This is a genomic window from Pseudoxanthomonas putridarboris (assembly GCF_038321125.1).
Taxonomy (GTDB): domain Bacteria; phylum Pseudomonadota; class Gammaproteobacteria; order Xanthomonadales; family Xanthomonadaceae; genus Pseudoxanthomonas_A; species Pseudoxanthomonas_A putridarboris.
This window is the reverse complement of sequence record NZ_JBBWWT010000002.1, coordinates 294959-312367: the sequence shown is the minus strand read 5'-3', so window position 1 is coordinate 312367 and position 17409 is coordinate 294959. Positions and strand designations below refer to the sequence as shown.

At 67.5% G+C, this 17409-nt stretch carries 14 protein-coding genes; 3 read left to right on the top strand and 11 right to left on the bottom strand.

The window, feature by feature from the left end:
- Positions 1–77 precede the first annotated feature (77 nt).
- A complete protein-coding gene (locus AAD027_RS05460) occupies positions 78–1574 on the top strand; it encodes an aminotransferase class III-fold pyridoxal phosphate-dependent enzyme (RefSeq protein WP_341725004.1) in 1497 nt (498 codons plus the stop codon).
- A gap of 239 nt (positions 1575–1813) precedes the next feature.
- Here the strand turns inward: AAD027_RS05460 and AAD027_RS05455 are convergent, their stop codons facing one another.
- The 3 genes from AAD027_RS05455 to AAD027_RS05445 all read right to left on the bottom strand — a co-directional run bounded on the left by AAD027_RS05455 (position 1814) and on the right by AAD027_RS05445 (position 5056).
- A complete protein-coding gene (locus AAD027_RS05455) occupies positions 1814–2428 on the bottom strand; it encodes an inorganic diphosphatase (protein WP_341725003.1) in 615 nt (204 codons plus the stop codon).
- 121 nt (positions 2429–2549) lie between these two features.
- Positions 2550–3935 (bottom strand): purple acid phosphatase family protein, encoded by a 1386-nt coding sequence (locus AAD027_RS05450; RefSeq protein WP_341725399.1) that lies wholly within the window; start codon positions 3933–3935, stop codon positions 2550–2552.
- Positions 3936–3943: 8 nt separating this feature from the next.
- Complete coding sequence (locus AAD027_RS05445; RefSeq protein WP_425605409.1) at positions 3944–5056, bottom strand: phytase; 1113 nt, start codon at positions 5054–5056, stop codon at positions 3944–3946.
- Between the two features lie 224 nt (positions 5057–5280).
- On the opposite strand from AAD027_RS05445, the gene AAD027_RS05440 reads away from it, so the two are divergent.
- Together AAD027_RS05440 and upp are read left to right on the top strand one after the other, a co-directional pair.
- Positions 5281–7602: a TonB-dependent receptor plug domain-containing protein gene (locus AAD027_RS05440; protein ID WP_341725002.1), complete on the top strand. Its 2322-nt coding sequence runs from the start codon at positions 5281–5283 to the stop codon at positions 7600–7602.
- A 341-nt stretch (positions 7603–7943) separates the two neighbouring features.
- The gene (gene upp, locus AAD027_RS05435) at positions 7944–8576 is read left to right on the top strand and encodes a uracil phosphoribosyltransferase (RefSeq protein WP_341725001.1); all 633 of its coding nucleotides are present in this window, start codon (positions 7944–7946) and stop codon (positions 8574–8576) included.
- A 478-nt stretch (positions 8577–9054) separates the two neighbouring features.
- Here the strand turns inward: upp and AAD027_RS05430 are convergent, their stop codons facing one another.
- From AAD027_RS05430 to AAD027_RS05395, 8 genes are all read right to left on the bottom strand, one after another.
- The gene (locus AAD027_RS05430; RefSeq protein WP_341725000.1) at positions 9055–10710 is read right to left on the bottom strand and encodes a Na+/H+ antiporter; all 1656 of its coding nucleotides are present in this window, start codon (positions 10708–10710) and stop codon (positions 9055–9057) included.
- 267 nt (positions 10711–10977) lie between these two features.
- Complete coding sequence (locus AAD027_RS05425) at positions 10978–11868, bottom strand: MBL fold metallo-hydrolase (RefSeq protein ID WP_341724999.1); 891 nt, start codon at positions 11866–11868, stop codon at positions 10978–10980.
- A 279-nt stretch (positions 11869–12147) separates the two neighbouring features.
- Entirely contained in the window at positions 12148–13896 is a 1749-nt protein-coding gene (gene ggt / locus AAD027_RS05420) for a gamma-glutamyltransferase (protein ID WP_341724998.1), read from the bottom strand.
- Positions 13897–13946: 50 nt separating this feature from the next.
- Positions 13947–14195 (bottom strand): YfhL family 4Fe-4S dicluster ferredoxin, encoded by a 249-nt coding sequence (locus tag AAD027_RS05415; RefSeq protein ID WP_341724997.1) that lies wholly within the window; start codon positions 14193–14195, stop codon positions 13947–13949.
- A 517-nt stretch (positions 14196–14712) separates the two neighbouring features.
- Positions 14713–15204, bottom strand: a complete 492-nt coding sequence (locus AAD027_RS05410) for a hypothetical protein (RefSeq protein ID WP_341724996.1) — start codon at positions 15202–15204, stop codon at positions 14713–14715.
- Positions 15205–15248: 44 nt separating this feature from the next.
- The gene (gene coaD, locus AAD027_RS05405; RefSeq protein ID WP_341724995.1) at positions 15249–15758 is read right to left on the bottom strand and encodes a pantetheine-phosphate adenylyltransferase; all 510 of its coding nucleotides are present in this window, start codon (positions 15756–15758) and stop codon (positions 15249–15251) included.
- Positions 15755–16372: a 16S rRNA (guanine(966)-N(2))-methyltransferase RsmD gene (gene rsmD, locus AAD027_RS05400; RefSeq protein WP_341724994.1), complete on the bottom strand. Its 618-nt coding sequence runs from the start codon at positions 16370–16372 to the stop codon at positions 15755–15757. The genes coaD and rsmD overlap by 4 nt, the downstream gene beginning before the upstream one ends.
- Before the next feature lie 729 nt (positions 16373–17101).
- A complete protein-coding gene (locus AAD027_RS05395; RefSeq protein ID WP_341724993.1) occupies positions 17102–17401 on the bottom strand; it encodes a hypothetical protein in 300 nt (99 codons plus the stop codon).
- Positions 17402–17409 lie beyond the last annotated feature (8 nt).

Genomic DNA, 17409 nt, shown 5'->3' with positions numbered 1-17409 from the left:
AATGCGCGGATCACAACTGTCAAACGACGAATTTATCCCGATAATAACTGTTTCACGCTTCCAGCCGGAGGAATGCCATGGCCCCGATCGACTCGCTTGCTCCCCTGCGCGCCCACAAAGGCAAGCGCCTGACCCACGGCCTGGACGACGCCACGGTGATCCGGCTGGCCAAGTCGCATCCGGAGCTGCCGGCCGCCATCGAGGCCGCCGCCGCCGAACACGCGCGCCTGCGCGACGAGTTCGCCGAACTGTTCGACCTGGACGAGAACGCGCAGCTGCGCGCCGTGCAGGCCGGCTACGTCAATTTCTACGCCGACGACGCCATCAACCCCTACATCGCACTGGCCGCTCGCGGCCCGTGGGTGGTCACGCTGAACGGCGCGGTGCTGTACGACGCCGGCGGCTACGGCATGCTCGGCTTCGGCCACGCGCCGCAGGCGGTGCTGGACGCGATGGCGCGCCCGCAGGTGATGGCCAACATCATGACCCCCAGCCTGTCGCAACTGCGCTTCGACCGCGCACTGCGCCGGGAGATCGGCCACACTCGCGGCGGCTGTCCCTACGCGAAGTTCCTGTGCCTGAATTCCGGCTCGGAATCGGTCGGCCTGGCCGCGCGCATCGCCGACATCAACACCAAGCTGATGACCGATCCGGACGGCCGCCACGCCGGCCGCGCCATCAAGCGCGTCGTGGTGAAGGGCAGCTTCCATGGCCGCACCGAACGCCCGGCGCTGTATTCCGATTCCTCGCGCCAGGCCTACCAGCAACACCTGGCCAGCTTCCGCAACGAGGATTCGCTGATCGCCATCGAGCCTTACGACGTGGAGGCGCTGAAGCGCGCCTTCGCCGACGCCGAGGCCAACGGCTGGTTCGTCGAGGCGGTGTTCCTGGAGCCGGTGATGGGCGAAGGCGACCCCGGCCGCTCGGTGCCGCCTGCGTTCTATGCGGCCGCGCGCGAACTGACCCGCGGCCACGGCAGCCTGTTCCTGGTCGATTCGATCCAGGCCGGCCTGCGCGCGCACGGCGTGCTGTCCATCGTCGATTACCCGGGCTTCGAGGGCCTGGACGCGCCGGACATGGAAACCTATTCCAAGGCGCTGAACGCCGCGCAGTACCCGCTGTCGGTGCTCGCCGTGAACGAGCGCGCCGCCGGCCTGTACCGCAAGGGCGTGTACGGCAACACCATGACCACCAACCCGCGCGCGCTGGACGTCGCCTGCGCGGTGATGGACCTGCTTTCGCCGCAGGTGCGCGACAACATCCGCAAGCGCGGCGTCGAAGCGGTGCAGAAACTGGAGAAACTGAAGGGCGAGCTGGGCGGCCTGATCACCAACGTGCAGGGCACCGGCCTGCTGTTCTCCTGCGAACTGTCGCCGCAGTTCAAGTGCTACGGCGCCGGCTCCACCGAGGAATGGCTGCGCGAACAAGGGCTCAACGTCATCCACGGCGGCGCCAACTCGCTGCGCTTCACCCCGCACTTCATGATGACGTCCGACGAACTGGACTTGCTGGTGGGCATGGTCGGCAAGGCATTGCGCGAAGGCCCGCGGCTGTCGCAGTCCGCCGCGGCCTGAAGCCACGAGCGGCCGGCGCTCCCGCCGTGGCGCGCCGCCAGCGAAGATTTCGCGCTGCAATCGGGCGAAGCACGCTACGACCCGGCCTTCGCGTTACGCGCCGGCACCCTCGACGTCATCCCGGCGCAAGCCGGGACCCAGTGACTTGGCATCCGCGATAGTCGGAAAAGCATGAGGCTCTGGGTCCCGGCTTGCGCCGGGATGACGGGCCTGTCCATCGATACGGGCCGATATCCGCCCTACGGCCTCTTGGCGTCGAAACGCTCCAGCGACGCGCGGATCAGCGCCTTCGCCTCCGCGGCATCGCCAAAGCCATCCAGTTGCACGGGATTGCGCCCTTTCGGCAGGTCCTTGTAGACGCGGAAGAACGCCTCGATGCGGTCGCGCTCGATCTCCGGCAGGTCGGACAGGTCGCGGATGTCGGCGTAGGTGGGATCGACCTTGTCGGTGGGGACGCCGATGATCTTCTCGTCGTGTTCGCCGTCGTCGATCATGCGCAGCACGCCGACCGGGCGGAACTTGATCAGCACGCCCGGATGCAGCGGCTCGCGCGTCAGCACCAGCGCGTCCAGCGGATCGCCATCGCCGGCCAGCGTGCGCGGCATGGAGCCGTAGTTGGCGGGATACGCCACCGGCATCGACTGGAAACGGTCCACGAACACCAGCCCCTCGTCATTGATCTCGTACTTGGTGAAACTGCCCGCCGGAATCTCCACGGCCAGCAGCACTTCCTCCGGTGCGGACCTGGGCTGTTCGGCCAGGAAGGGATGGCGGATGTGTTCTTCCCTCGCCACGGCGGCACTTGCCAATGCGCACAGCAGCGCTGCGAGTACGAAACGGTTTCGCTTGGACATGGGAATTTCCCGGAGATTGGAGAGGGTGGTGAAACCGTGCCCCTGCAGGAAGGGCTTCCGCCCCGACTGCAATGCACCTCGCGCGCGGAACGGTCGGAGCCAAAGCCCCTCCTGCAGACGCTCATTCCCAGCAACGGTCGGCACGGCCCTTGAGCGTCTCGGCGCGCGCGCAGTCGCGCTCGTCGATACGCTCTTCCGCATGTTCGACCAACTGCTTGCCCGTAGCCCCCTGATCGACCAGCTCGAACGCATCGTAGAGCCGGCCCGTCGCCGTGCGCGCTTCGTAGCGCAGGCGCGGCCCATCGAAGCGCAGCACCTGGAACAGTTGGGTGTCCTCGGCCACCGGCTTCATCGTGGTCCGGGCATCGTCCGACAACCGGTACTGCTTGGCGCCGGTGACCGAGACGACGAACACGGGCGTGGGTTCGTCGCCCGGCAAGCGGCGTCCGTACACATGGTCGTGGCCCTGCAACACCAGATCGACCTTGCGCTTGCGGATGACCGGCAGCAGGTGCTTCCGCAGCAACACGTTGTCGCGCCCCTCGCGCGGCGAATAGAACGGCTGGTGCGTCAGCACGATGCTCCAGCGGTGCGGGTTGGACGCCAGCACGCCATCCAGCCACTGTGCCTGCGCCTTCGCGGTGCCGAGATCCAGCGCCGACGTTCCATCGATGACGACCACGCGCACGTCCTGGTAATCGAACCAGTACGTCGTTTCCGCCGCCTGCGCCACGCCGTTGCGCGGCAGGGCGAACTGGACCGGCCAGTGCGCGCCCAGCACGCGGCGCTCCTGAGGCGTGTCCTCGAATTCCTCGAAGTACTCATGGTTGCCCGGCGCCGGCGCCACGGCCATCGAGGTGGGCAGCGTTTCGTTCGACTCGAACCACTCGCCCCACTCGTTGTCGTCCTCGCCGTCGCCGCCGCTGACCAGATCGCCGGCATACAGCGCCAGCCGCGCGTCGGGCGCATGGCGCATGGCCTCACGCACCACGCGGGTGGTCAGGCTGACGTTCTTGTTCTGGGTGTCGCCGAAGTACAGCAGCGTCAGCGGCGCCTCCGCGCCCGCGGCCGTGCGCGTGTGGTGCCAGGCGCTCCATGTGCGCTCGCCCTGTACGCGCCAGGCGTACAGCGTGTCAGGCCGCAGGCCGTCCACGTCGGCGCGGTGATGGTGGGCAACGCCGTTCTCGGTCTCCAGTACGCGGGTGGTGGCGCGCACCTGGCGCGGTTCGCCCATGTCCGGCGAATCGCCGGCCACCACCACCTCCAGCAGCGGCGACTCCACCGCCGCGCTGGTGCGCCAGGCGACCGCGAAACCGGTCGCCGCATCCGCCGCCGGCGAAGCGACGATGCGGTCCGGGAAGCCCGTCGGCGCATAGCGCATCACGCCCTTCGGCACGCGCGTGTTCGGCTCGTGCTGGCGCCAGGCCGCGTCCTGCGCCCATGCGGCCGGACACGACATCGCCAGCAATGCGGCCAGCAGGCCGCGCGACATTCGCGGCGCCATCACGGCCATGGTCATTCCCCCCGGCAGGCGGGCAGCGACAACGCCTTGGCGATATCGCGCCAGTCGAACGCGGCCACCGCCTGGTCGTCGTCCACCGCATAGAAGATGCCCTCGGGGAAGCGCGCATCGACGCTCTGGTCCAGCCACACACCGTCGGTATTGGCCGTCTTGTCCCCGGCGAACGCACCGCGATACTCCAGCGTCCTGCGTTCGAACACATGGAACACGCTGCGGTCCTTGAACTGGTCCGTCGCGATCCAGTAGCCGCCGCCATCGCGGCACTTGGCCAATGCCATGCCCTCGGCCTGTGCCTTGAACAGGTCCGCGCCGATGTCGCGGTCGCGATACCTGCCATCCAGGCCGTACTCGCGCAGGCGGGTACCGCTGGCGACATCCTCCTCGGCCAGGAGCAGGCGGTCGTTGTCGGCGTCGCCGAACACCGACTCGGCGATGCGGATCGCGCCAGCCTCGGTGGTGTCGCCAAACATGTCCATCAATGTCGCCTGCCAGCCATCGGGCACGCGGCGCAGCTGGTAGCGCTTGAAACGCTTGTCCAGTTCGGCCAGGGGCGGCGGCAGGTCCTTGTCCTGCGGCGACATGTAGTTGTCGCTGACGATCACCTCGTAGCTGTCCTTCTGCGGACGTACCCACAGCCCATAGGGCTGCTTGAGATCCTCGGCGCCGAACGCCAGCAGCGGCTCGAAATCCGGCAACTGGAAGACCTGCACGCGCTGGTTGTCGCGTTCCACCACCAGCACCAGATCGTCGATCACGGCGATGCCGTTGGGGCGCCGCATCTGGCCCAGCGCCGTGCCGGTGCCGGACACGGTACGCACCTGCTTGCCGGTGCCGCCGTCGTAGACCACCAGCCTGTTGGTGGCCTTGGCCGTCGCGATCAGCCAGCGCTTGCCGTCCGGCGCGCGCCAACTGGCGGGGGAATCCACGTTCTCGTCCGGCGTGGCGGCCGTGATGAAGGCTTCCGTCACCACCACGTGCGGCACCTTCGCTTCGCTGAGCAGCGGGTCCTTCTCGACGTTCTCGTCCGGTTCGCGGTCCACCGGGGTCGCGCTCGCTTCCGCCGTCGACGCGGGCGAAGGCGCCTGCGTGGCGGAGCACGCGGCCAGCAACAACGGAAACGCGAGCAGGACAAGGCGTGGCTTCACTGGATTTCTCCCACGGCGATTGCGCCGTCAACAAACCGTCATTTTTTACGCAAGCTCCATGACGCTTTCGTGTCATTCCGGCCGCGACCCGGAAGTGTCATCGAAATGGAATCCTTGTGTCATGTTCCCGCCATGCGGCATGCCTACAAAGTGGCGTTTACTTTTCATCACGGGGACGCTACACGATGAAACGCAATGCCCTGGCCGCCGGCCTGTCGCAGGCCCTGTTCTGCATGGCCATGCTGCCGGCCAGCCTCGCCGCCATCGCGCAGGACCAGGCGCCCGATGCCGGTGCCGCGGCGGATCCCAAGCAGCTCGACACGATCGTCGTGCAGGCCGAGATCGCCTACCGCAACCGCACCGACGACACCGCCCCCACCCTGGTCTACGACCTGGAATACTTCCAGCGCTTCGAGCCCAACACCGTGGGCGACATGCTCAAGCGCGTGCCCGGCGTCGGCTTCGTCGGCTCGGACATCATGGAATTCGACGGCGCCCAGATGCGCGGCCTGCCCGGCGGCTACACCCAGGTGCTGATCAACGGCAAGAAGGTGCCGGGCGCCGGCGACGACCGTTCGTTCTGGGTCGACCGGATCCCGGCGGAAATGGTCGACCGTGTCGAAATCCTGCGCAGCAACAGCGCCAACCGCAGCGGCGACGCCATCGCCGGCGCGATCAACATCGTCCTGCGCGACGCCTACGAGTTCGACGGCAGCTATGTCCGCATCGGCGCGAACCGCTGGTACGACGGCGAAGTGAACCCGACCTTCGGTGCGGTGACCAGCGGCGACGCCCTGGGCGGCCGCATCCTCGCCGGCGTCAACGTGCAGGACCGCTACCGCGCCAAACTGAAGCGTTCGGACCGCTTCGAAGATCCATCGATGGAAGAACTGGTCAGCTGGGAGGACCAGACCGAAGTCAAGGACGGCCGCGACTACTCGGCCAACCTCTCCTATACCGCCAACGTCGGCGACACCGGCCGCCTCAGCATCGACGGCTTCTACGTCAAGACCGACCGCGACGTGACCGAAGTGTCCTTCGAGGAAGAGTACGACGACGACGACGTGATCACCTCCGACGTGCCGGGCCTGGCCACCGTCGACCAGGCCAACTGGGGCGTGGGCCTGGAATACCGCTTCGACATGGCCGGCGGCACCACCAAGTTCGAGCTCGACCACGCCCGCTTCACCGACAAGAGCTGGGAAAGCGAGGAAGCCCACGCCTACGAGAACGGCGAATGGGACGAATCCGAGGCCGAAGCCGAATACATCGATGCCAAGGACACCGAGAGCAGCTTCAAGATCGCGCACAAGCGCCCGGTCGGCGCGGCCGAGATGGAGTTCGGCGTGGACTACCGCCGCAAGAAGCGCGACTTCGCCTTCACCACCTACGAGTGGGAAGCCGATGACGAAGGCGACCCGGTGGTCTACGAGCTGGACGGCGTCGTCGCCAGCGTGATCGAGGAAAAGCGCCTGGACCCGTACATCCAGTTCAACGGCAAGGTGGGCATCCTGTCGTGGGAAGCCGGCCTGCGCTACGAAACCACCAAGTCCGACATCCGCTACATCGAGGACGGCGAAGTGGAAGGCAGCGCCAGCAAGGACTACAACGAGTTGCTGCCGTCCGCGCACCTGCGCTGGGACCTGACCGACGCCGACCGCATCAGCCTGTCGCTGGCCAAGAGCGTCAAGCGCCCGAACTTCAACGAGCTGATCCCGGCCCTGCTGGACGGCGAGTTCGGCGACAACGACTATATCGGCAACCCCCGTCTCGACCCGGAAACCGCCAACGGCATCGATTTCGGCTACGAGCGCCGCCTCGGCAAGAAGGGCGTGGTCGGCATCAACTTCTTCTACCGCGACGTCAAGAACCTGATCGAAGTGATCAACACCGGCGCGCCGAGCGAGGAAGCGCTCGACAACTGGGAGGAAATGGTCGAGGACGGCGACTACGAGACCATCGAAGAGGCCATGGCGGCAGAGCCGGCGGAAAGCTGGGTGTTCACCTCGGCCAACGTCGGCGACGGCAAGGTCTACGGCGTCGAGTTCGACCTGTCCACGCCGCTGAGCGTGTTCGGCCTGGACAACACCGGCGTGTTCCTGAACTACTCGTACGTGAAGTCCAAGGTCGACGACTTCCTGGGCCAGCGCCGCTTCAACGAACAGGCGAAGTCGGTCTTCAACATCGGCTTCATCCAGGACCTGCCATCGCTGGCCGCCAGCTTCGGCGTGAGCTACCGCAAGCAGGGCGACGCCTACGAGCGCGTCCTGGGCGAGGAAGTGACCGTCAAGTACGGCGAGGACCTGGAAGCCTTCGTCGAGAAGCGCTTCGGCAAGAACGTGTCGTTGCGCCTGTCGGCCGCCAACCTGCTGGATGCGTCGAAAGACGAGTTCTTCCACAAGTTCGACACCCTGGGCGACCAGATCGCCCGCGACTACGACGAGTACGAGCTGGAAACCGAAGAAGCCGGCCCGAGCTACCAGCTGGTCCTGCGCTGGGCGTTCTGACCATCGGCCATCGACCGATGCCACGAAGCCGGCGCCTGCCGGCTTCGTTTTTTCCGGCAAGCCGCGCGCACCGCAAGACGGAAAAGATCGTTGTTCTTGTGGGAGCGACGCAAGTCGCGACGGCAATCCTCCATGGATCGGGCTTCCGGGAGCCATCCGTGACCCCTCGCAATGGCCTGTAGGAACGCGCTTCATGCCCCGGGGGTACATGGGCGCGATGCTTCTGGACGAAGAGCATCGCGGGCATGGCCCGCTCCTACAAACCCAGGGTTGTTATGCTCGCGCCTACACGGCCCGCGCCGTTTGTTGCAGACTTCGCGCATACGCTCTGGAGCCGCCCCATGAAAACCGTCGAAGTCCGCCATCCCCTCGTACAGCACAAGATCGGCCTGCTGCGCGATGCCGGGCTCAGCACCAAGGGATTCCGCGAACTGGTGACCGAACTCGGTACGCTGCTGGCCTACGAGGCCACCGCCGACCTGGACACCGAACCGGCCACGATGCCGGGCTGGGCCGGCCCCGTGCAGGTGAAGAAGATCGCCGGCGCCAAGATCACGCTGGTGCCGATCCTGCGCGCCGGGCTGGGCATGCTGCCCGGCGTGCTGGCGCTGATCCCCGCCGCCAAGGTCAGCGTGGTCGGCCTGCAGCGCGACGAGGAAACGCTGCAGCCGGTGCCGTACTTCGAACGCCTGACCGGGCGCCTGGACGAGCGCGACGCGCTGATCCTGGATCCGATGCTGGCCACCGGCGGCACCCTGATCGCCACCATCGACATGCTGAAGCGCGCCGGGGCGAAGCGGATCAAGGGCATCTTCCTGGTCGCCGCACCGGAAGGCCTGGCCGCGCTGGAAGCCGCGCATCCCGACGTCGAGATCTATACCGCCGCCATCGACGAACGGCTCAACGACAAGGGCTACATCCTGCCCGGCCTGGGCGATGCCGGCGACCGCATCTTCGGCACGCGGGTGGAGTGAGGGCCGTCCACGGCTGCGCCATAGACCGGACAGGGCAACCGGCAGCATTGTGAGAACGTTGCCGGGGAAAGTCACTGCCGGGTGATCTTGCCGTCGCGACTTATGTCGCTCCCACGGTTTTGCTTTCATGCGGCCTCATCCGGATCGCGGGCAAGGCGTGGATCGGGAACGCGGCTACCGCGCGCGGAGCTGCGAGACTTCCCTTGCATCGGCTGAGTGGGACCGACTGCGGCTGCCATGCGCGCTTCTGCATGCTGGACGATGCACGCGCATCCAGAGCATTTCGCATCGGGCCATGACGCATCCGTCGTCCCGGCGCAGGCCGGACCCAGCGACTTTCTGCCGTCCGGGGTTCAAGGCACTGGGTCCCGGCCTGCGCCGGGACGACGGTGGATTATGGAGACGGTGGACTATGGATTTCCAGTCAACATTCGATACGACAATGCGCTTGCGTCAACGGACCCTGGCCCGCTTCCGCTCACCCCTTCCGGGAAGCGGGCTCCACCAGGCGCGACTCCATCAGGTCCAGTTCGCGTACCAGTCGGCGCGAGGTTTCGTCGGAGATCCGACGATGCCGGGCCAGGCTGAACAGCGCTTCGCGTTCGGCGCGCAGTCCGGCCAGCCGCAGCGCCCGTTCCGCCGTATCCGCCCGGCGCAGTTTTTCCGCCTCCACGCCGCCGGCCGAGCCATCCAGCCGTCGCTGGTAGGTTTCCATCGCGCGGGTGGCGGCGCTGACGTAGAGTTCGGCGTCGGTGCCAGCCTGCTCCGACAGCGCGTGCTGCGCCTCCTGGATGGCGGCGATCGCGGCGCGGCCCGCTTCCAGCCGCGCCAGGTCCTCTTCATGCCGTTCGGCCGGTTCTGGCGGCACTTCCAGTCCTTTCAGCAGGCGCGGCAGGGCGATGCTGGCGGCCAGCAGCGACAGCAGGATCACCGCCATCGCCAGGAACACCGCCAGGTCGCGCGCCGGGAACGGCGTGCCGTCCGGCAGCGCCAGCGGCAGGGTCAGCACGCCGGCCAGCGTGATCGCGCCGCGTACGCCCGCCAGCGACGTCGCCGCCACCAGCCGCCAGTGCGGCCGCTTCACCGGTTCGCCGCGTCGCTGCGCCGTCCACATGCCCCAGCGCAGCGACACCCACACCCAGACGAAGCGCAGCAACGCCAGCCCCAGGTTGATCGCCAGCGCGTAGACCACCAGCCAGCCGGGATTGAGATGGCCGCTCTCGCGCACCGTCGTCGCGGCCGAACTCAGGATGGCGGGCAACTGTTCGCCCAGCAGCACGAAGACGATGCCGTTGAGCGAGAACTGCACGGTGTCCCAGACCGCCGCGCGCTGCACGCGCGTGGTCGCCAGCGCGCGGCCGCTGAGTTCGACGTAGCTCATCGTGATGCCGGCCGATACCGCGGCCAGGATGCCGGAAGCCTGCAGGTGCTCGGCGATCAGGTAGGCGCCGAACGGGATCAGCAGGCTGATCAGGATCGGCGAGCCGCTTTCCTCGCCGAACTGCCTGGACAGCCAGCGCTGCGCCAGGCTCACGCCCCAGGTGAAGCCGACACCGACCGCCAGCCCCGCCAATGCCACCCACAGGAAGGTCAGCGAGGCGGTGGCCAGCGAAAAGCCGCCGGTCATCGCCGCGGCCACCGCGAAACGGAAGCACACCAGGCCGGAGGCGTCGTTGAGCAGCGATTCGCCTTCCAGGATATGCATCAACCGTTTCGGTATCGGCACCCGCGCGGCGATGGAGGACACCGCGACCGGATCGGTCGGCGACACGATCGCCGCCAGCGCGAACGCCACCGCCAGTGGCATCGCCGGGATCAGCCAGTGGATCAGCAGGCCCACGCCGACCACGGTGAACACCACCAGCCCCAGCGCCAGTTCCAGGATCATCGCGCGGTCGCGGAACAGGCCTTCCTTGGGGATGCGCCAGCCGTCCAGGAACAGCAGCGGCGGCAGGAACAGCAGGAAGAAGATCGCCGGATCCAGCGTCACCGCGCTGCCGGACATGCCGGCGATCGCCGCTCCCAGCCCGATCTGCACCAGCGGCAACGGCAGCGAGAACGGCAGCACCCTCACCAGGTAGCCGCTGCCGATCACCGCCAGCAACATCGCCAGCACCACTTCTATCGAATGCATGCCGTCATCCGCCAACCACGCCCGTAGAGTTTAGACCTTCCGGCACGGAAAGCGTCCTGTAGGAGCGACGTCAGTCGCGACCGGGAAATCAAAGAAAGCAATAGGTAGCCACGGATCGACGCGGATAAGGCTTTTTGCCTTGATCCGCCATTCCCGCCTTGGCACGTGTCGTAATGCTGTGCCGCGATCCGTTTTATCCGCGTTGATCCGTGGCTTCAAGGCTTTCCAGGCTCCCGGTCGCGACTGACGTCGCTCCTACAGGGGTGATCACGCCGCCAACGGGCGGGCGTGCAGTTCGGCGACTTCGTGCGCGGTGCCGAACCTGCCCTTCTCGTCGCGGGTCACCTGCGCCAGTGCGCAGCCCGGGTCGTGGGTAAAGAACAGATGTACGTTGCGCGCCAGCTTGTCTTCCAGGAAGACGCGCTTCTCGTCGATCAGCAATTCGGCGTTGCGGTCGTAGCCCATGGTGATAGGCACGTGCACCCACGAACGGCCGGGGATCAGGTCGGCGCAGAACACCACGCCGCCATGCGGCTGGCCGTCGGTGCGCTCCGGCCCGACGATTTCCGCCAGCATCAGCCCCGGCGTATGGCCGTCGCTGAAGCTGAAACGCACGCTGTCGCCCAGCGCCCGCGAATGCCCGCCCGGGACCAATTCCAGCCGCCCGCTGGCTTCCAGCAGCGGCGGCAGTTCGGGGATGAAGCTGGCGCGGTCGCGTGGATGCGGCTTCAATGCGCGCTGCCAGTGCTCGGCGCCGACCACGAACGTGGCGTTGGGGAACAGCAGTTCCGGGGTGCGGCCTTCCCGCCAGGGCGCCAGCAGGCCGCCGGCGTGGTCGAAGTGCAGGTGGCTGAGCACCACCACGTCGATGTCCTCGTGGCCGAACCCGGCCTGCCGCAGCGAATCCAGCAGCACGTGGCGGTCTTCCTGCACGCCGAAGCGTTCGCGCATCTTCGGCTCGAAGAACGCGCCGATGCCGGTCTCGAACAGTACCGTCTTGCCGTTCAACGGGCTGGCCAGCAGCGCGCGGCAGGCCAGCTCGATGCGGTTGTGCGCATCCGGCGGCGACCACTTCTCCCACATGGCGCGCGGCGCGTTTCCGAACATCGCGCCGCCATCGAGTTTCTGGGAATTGCCCAGCAGCGACCAGAGTTTCATGCGACGATTCTACTCCCGCCTGACGGCGCGGGAAGGCGTAGGGTGCGCCCTGGCGCACCGCGCACCGATGGCTCTTCCGCCTGCATGATGATGAACGCGCCGCATCGCGTCCGGATGGCGAACGGTCGGACTTCAACACCTTACTTGCGATCACAACGGTGCGCCAGGGCGCACCCTGCCTCGCTCACATCGATGATGTGGGAGCGCCGTCCCGGCGCGAGCTTTACCTGCCTGCCAATGAAGCTCGCGGCCGGAGGCCGCTCCCACCGTTGCCGGCCGTCAGCGCGGGCTCTCCGCCGCCGGCTCCACCTTCGCCGAGCCCACCGGATTGCGCGGATCGCTGCCGCCGCTGAGCGTGTTGGCGGCCTTGTCCCATTCCACCGTCTGCAGGTTGCCCCACTGGTGGCTGGAGGCGCGGCCGGAGACGCCATCGCCCGGCAGGCTCAGCGTGTGGCCCATCGCCTGCAACTGGCGGGCCACGTCGTCGGAGAACATCCCGCTTTCGGCCTGGATCACGTCCGGCATCCACTGGTGGTGGAAACGCGGCAGCGCCGCGACTTCCTGCGCGCCCAGGCCGGCGTCGTAACCCAGCATGCCCAGCAGCACCATGGTGATGATGCGGCTGCCGCCGGGCGTGCCCAGCACGGCGACGCGCTCTGGCGACTCCATGAAGCTGGGCGTCATCGAACTGAGCATGCGCTTGCCCGGCTTCGGCGCGTTGGCATCGAAACCCATCACGCCGAACGCATTGGGCGTGCCCGGCTTCAGCGCGAAATCGTCCATTTCGTTGTTCAGCAGCACGCCGGTGCCCGGCGGGATCAGGCCGGAACCGAACAGCAGGTTGACCGTCTGGGTGGCGGCGACGCGGTTGCCTTCGGCATCGATGATGGAGAAATGCGTGGTCTCCTCGTCCTCCAGCGGCGTCTGCTGGCCGGACAGCAGGTCGCTGGGCGTGGCCTTTTCCGGGTTGATGGTGGCGCGCAGGCCGGCGGCGTAGTACGGGCTGGTCAGCGTCTTCATCGGGATGTCGACGAAATCCGGATCGCCCAGGTAGAACGTGCGGTCGCGGAACGCGCGCCGCATCGCTTCCACGATCAGGTGCGCGCGATGCGTCTCATCCAGCGCGGAAAGATCGTACGCGTCCAGGATCTGCAGCATCTGCGTCAGCGCCACGCCGCCGGACGATGGCGGCGGCGCGGTGGTGACCTGCCAGTCGTTGTAGTGGAACTTCAACGGCTCGCGTTCGCGCACGGTGTAGGCAGCCAGTTCCTGCACGGTCCACTGCCCGCCTTCGGCCTTCACCCCGGCCAGCAGCTTCTTCGCCGTCTCGCCGCGGTAGAAACCGTCGAAGCCCTGCGCAGCGAGGCGTTCCAAGGTACGGGCCAGGTCGGGTTGCTTGAGCAGGTCGCCTTCCTGCAACGGCTTGCCGTTGGCCAGGAACACCGCGCGCGTACCTGGGTAGCGTTCCATCACCTCACGCCGTGCGGCGTAGCCTCGCGCCAACCGTGCGTACACCGGGAAGCCCTCGCGGGCGATGCGGATGGCCGGCGCCAGCGAGGTCTTCAGCGGCAGGCGGCCGTAGTTTTCCGCCAGGTGCACGAACGCGGCCGGCAGGCCGGGAATGCCGGCCGCCCACGGCCCGTTCTCGGCGCGGTCGCGGTCGAACTCGCCGTTCGGCAACAGGTACTTGTCCGGCGTGGCCGCCGCGGGCGCGGTCTCGCGCGCGTCGATGAAGACGTCCTTGCCGGTCCTGCCATCGTGCAGCAGGAAGAAGCCGCCGCCGCCCAGGCCGGAACTGATCGGTTCCACCACCGACAGCGCGGCCGATACGGCGATCGCGGCGTCGAAGGCATTGCCGCCCTGCCGGACGATGTCCAGGCCCGCCTGCGTGGCCAGCTCGTGCGCACTGGCGATGGCGGTACCGGGCGGATGGGAGGGCGCGGCGGGACGGGTGTCCGCATCGGCGGCGAAGCCGGCGGGGATGAAGGCGACGGCAAGCAGCAGGGCAACGACTCGGCGGAAGATCACGACTTCTCCTGGACGGGGACCGGAACGAAGCGCGCGACGCGCGCAGGGAGTCAGTCGCCCTGCAGCCGGAGCATCTTCGCCAGCAGCTCTTCGTGGGTCTCAGGATACGCCGGATCGGGGTCGATGCACTCCACCGGGCAAACGACGACACATTGCGGTTCGTCATGATGGCCGACGCATTCGGTGCAGCGCGCCGGGTCGATCACGTAGATGCTCTCGCCCATCGAGATGGCCTGGTTGGGACAGGCCGGCTCGCAGACATCGCAATTGACGCAGAGTTCGTTGATCTTGAGGGACATGGTGTTTCATCGTCCCGCGCATGCGGGAACGCCTACGACGGCCGCGGGCCGGTCAATGCAACGACTTTACGCGTGGGACCTGTCGAAGTCACCGGGGCTGGTGCAATGCACTGGATCATTGTGCGAGCGAATACGGGGCTCCTCGCGACGGCGGGGTGGTTGCCCGTTAGGTGCACTTCCAACCGAAGCGTCATCCCGGCGAAAGCCCGGACCCAGTGCCTTTTGGCACGACGGTCCGCATTCTGGTGGGCGCGGGCTGGGTGGGAAGGCCGTTCCCGCACTGCGCTGCCGGCCTGGATCAAGGAGAAGCGTGGGTGGCCCGGCGTGTTGGCTTGGGGATGGGCGGCGGAAGGCGCTGGGTCCGGGCTTGCGCCGGGATGACCTTTCCGATGGTAAAGGCGCTGGGTGCCAGCTTGCGCCGGGATGACCTCCAGCAGCAAAGGCACTGGATCCCGGCCTGCGCCGGGATGACCTTTCCGCAAAGGCGTGGCCGCCAGGGCGGCCACGCGCGGAAAGGTCACTTGGCTTCGACGAAGACGTATTCGGCGCCGCTCGGGGTCACGGCGGCCTGCACGCGCTCACTGTCGGCGGCCTGGCCGATGAACAGCACGCGCACGCCCTTGAAGCTGTCGGCTTCGGCGCCTTCGAACGCGGCCACGGCCAGGTCGGCGATCTTGGTGCTGGCCGGCGAGCCGAACGCGATCAGGTTGCCGCTGCTCACGCCACGCGCCACGGCGCCCTTGGCCTGTTCCAGCTGGCGGCCGTACTTGGCCTCGAATTCCGGATCGGTCTCGGCCGGCAGGTAGTACATGTAGGGCTGGTTGGTGATCGTGCCCATGTTGTTGTCGACCACCTTGACCAGGTATTCCTTCCACTCGCCATCGCCGGTCGTGGTGGGCGCCACCAGCGGCGCGGCGGCCGGCTGAGCCGGGGCCTCCTCCTTCTTGCAGGCCGCGAACGGCGCCACGAGGCAGGCGATCAGCAGCATACGGGTTGCGATGTTCTTCATGGGTCTTCCCCCTCCTGTTGGAACTGTTGTTGGTCTATTCGATTTCAGCCGACGTTGCGGCCACGCTGCCACTGCGCCTGCAGCGCCGCCGCCACCGCCGGCGGCACGAAGCCGGACACGTCGCCGCCCAGCCGCGCGATCTCGCGCACCAGCGACGAGGAGATGAAGCCATACTGCTCGGCCGGCGTCAGGAACAGCGTTTCCACTTCCGGGATCAGGTGGCGGTTCATGCTGGCCAGCTGGAACTCGTATTCGAAGTCGGACACCGCGCGCAGGCCGCGCAGCAGCACGCCGCCGCCCACTTCCTTGACGAAGTGCGCCAGCAGGCTGTCGAAGCCGCGCACTTCCACGTGCCTGTGCCCGGCCACCGCCTCGCGGGCCAGCTCCACGCGCTGGGCCAGCGGCAGCGCCGGACCCTTGCCGGGGCTTTCCGCCACGCCGATCACCACCCGCTCGAACAGCGGCGCGGCGCGATCGATCAGGTCGATATGGCCATTGGTGATCGGGTCGAACGTGCCGGGATAAACCGCCGTCCGGTTGCGTGCCACAGTCATTCAGTCGTCGCCGGCGAATCGTCGGGGCGAAGTGTAGCAGCGCCTTGCCCGGCGGGGGCCCGGTACAGGGCGAAGCGCACGTCGCGCGTGCGGCCTTCGCGATGCAGCGCCCAGCCGGCGGGCACCGGCGGCACGGTGTCGGCCGGCGACTCCAGATAGACCCAGGCGCCAGAGGCCAGGCGGGGCTCCAATCCGGCCAGCGCCTTTTCCCAGAGCCCGTCCGCGAAAGGCGGGTCGAGGAAGACGAGGTCGAACTTCGCATCGCCGCCATCCAGCCACGCCAGCGCGTCCTGCGCCTGCACCTCGGCAGCCGCGGACAGCCGGGCGACCGCATCGCGCAGCGCGCGCGACAACGCCGGGTCGCGCTCCACCAGGGTGGCATGCGCGGCGCCGCGCGACAGCGCCTCCAGGCCCAGCGCGCCGGTGCCGGCGAACAGGTCCAGCACCCGAGCGCCCGGCAGCGCCGGCATCAGCCAGTTGAACAGCGTCTCGCGCACCCGGTCGCTGCTGGGCCGCAGGCCGGGACTGTCCGGCACGGCCAGCCTGGTGCCGCGCCAGCGTCCGCCGATGATGCGCACGCTGCCGGCCCCGGCGGGTTTGCGGGCGGGCTTCATGGACGTGTGACCGGAATGGAAGGCTGCATGGCGCCATTGTCCGCGATCGGGCAGGTCGCGGGACACTGTCGTGTCTCCCGCATCTGCGGGAAAAGGGAACAACGCCGCATCCCGCCCATCCAACCACCGCGCGCCTCTCATCCGGCCTGGCGGCCACCCCTTAGAACCTGTTCACGATCTCAAAAAAGTGAGTTCGTCATTCCGGCGGCTTTCAACAGCCGAATGGCTGGTCAAGCCGGAACCCAGCGACTTTCATTGAGTCGACGCGAACATTCCGAAGATCCCAAAGACACTGGGTTCCGGCTTGCGCCGGAATGACGGGTCTTTTTTCTCGAATACCGGCCGCGCTGCTCGAGCCGGCCGCGCCGCTCGGGATCGTGAACAGGCTCTTAGCCAAGGGTCAGGCGCTTCTTCCCATCTTCCCGCCGAGCGGGGAGAAGGAAACGGTGACGCCCCGTGCCGACCAGCTCGAATGCATCGCCAACTCCGCCAGGAACATCCCCTCTCCCCGCCACGGGGAGAGGGTGCCGAAGGCGGGTGAGGGGCGAACGGAGCCAAATCAACGGACTTGCCGGTGTCGCATCCGCGTTCGCGTATGACCCGGATCGTCATGCGCACAGCTGGACGTGTGCCGGCGACTCGATTACCCCCTCTTCGCCCCAGGATCACGTTCGAAAAAGGCTCTTCGGGCCTCTTCTCCCACTTTCGGGGAGAGAGGAGCATCCCGCGCTACGCCCTCACATCCAGCAGCCGCCCCAGCGCCTGGTCCGCCACCTTCAATACGAACACATTGGCCCCGGCCATCGCCCGGTAGGTCAGCATCGCGGCGACATCGTCCAGGGGCGCGGCTGGATCAGCGGGTGCATCCGTCGTGCGGACCGACACGCCGCCCGACGGGAGCGAAGACAAGACCACACCCTGCCGCGCCGCCTCCGGCGTGGCCAGGTTGGCGACGTTGTGCGCGGCCGCCCGCATTCCCAGCGACGCGGCGCGCAGGCCCGAAGCGGCGATACCGGCAATGTCGGACATGGCTTGCC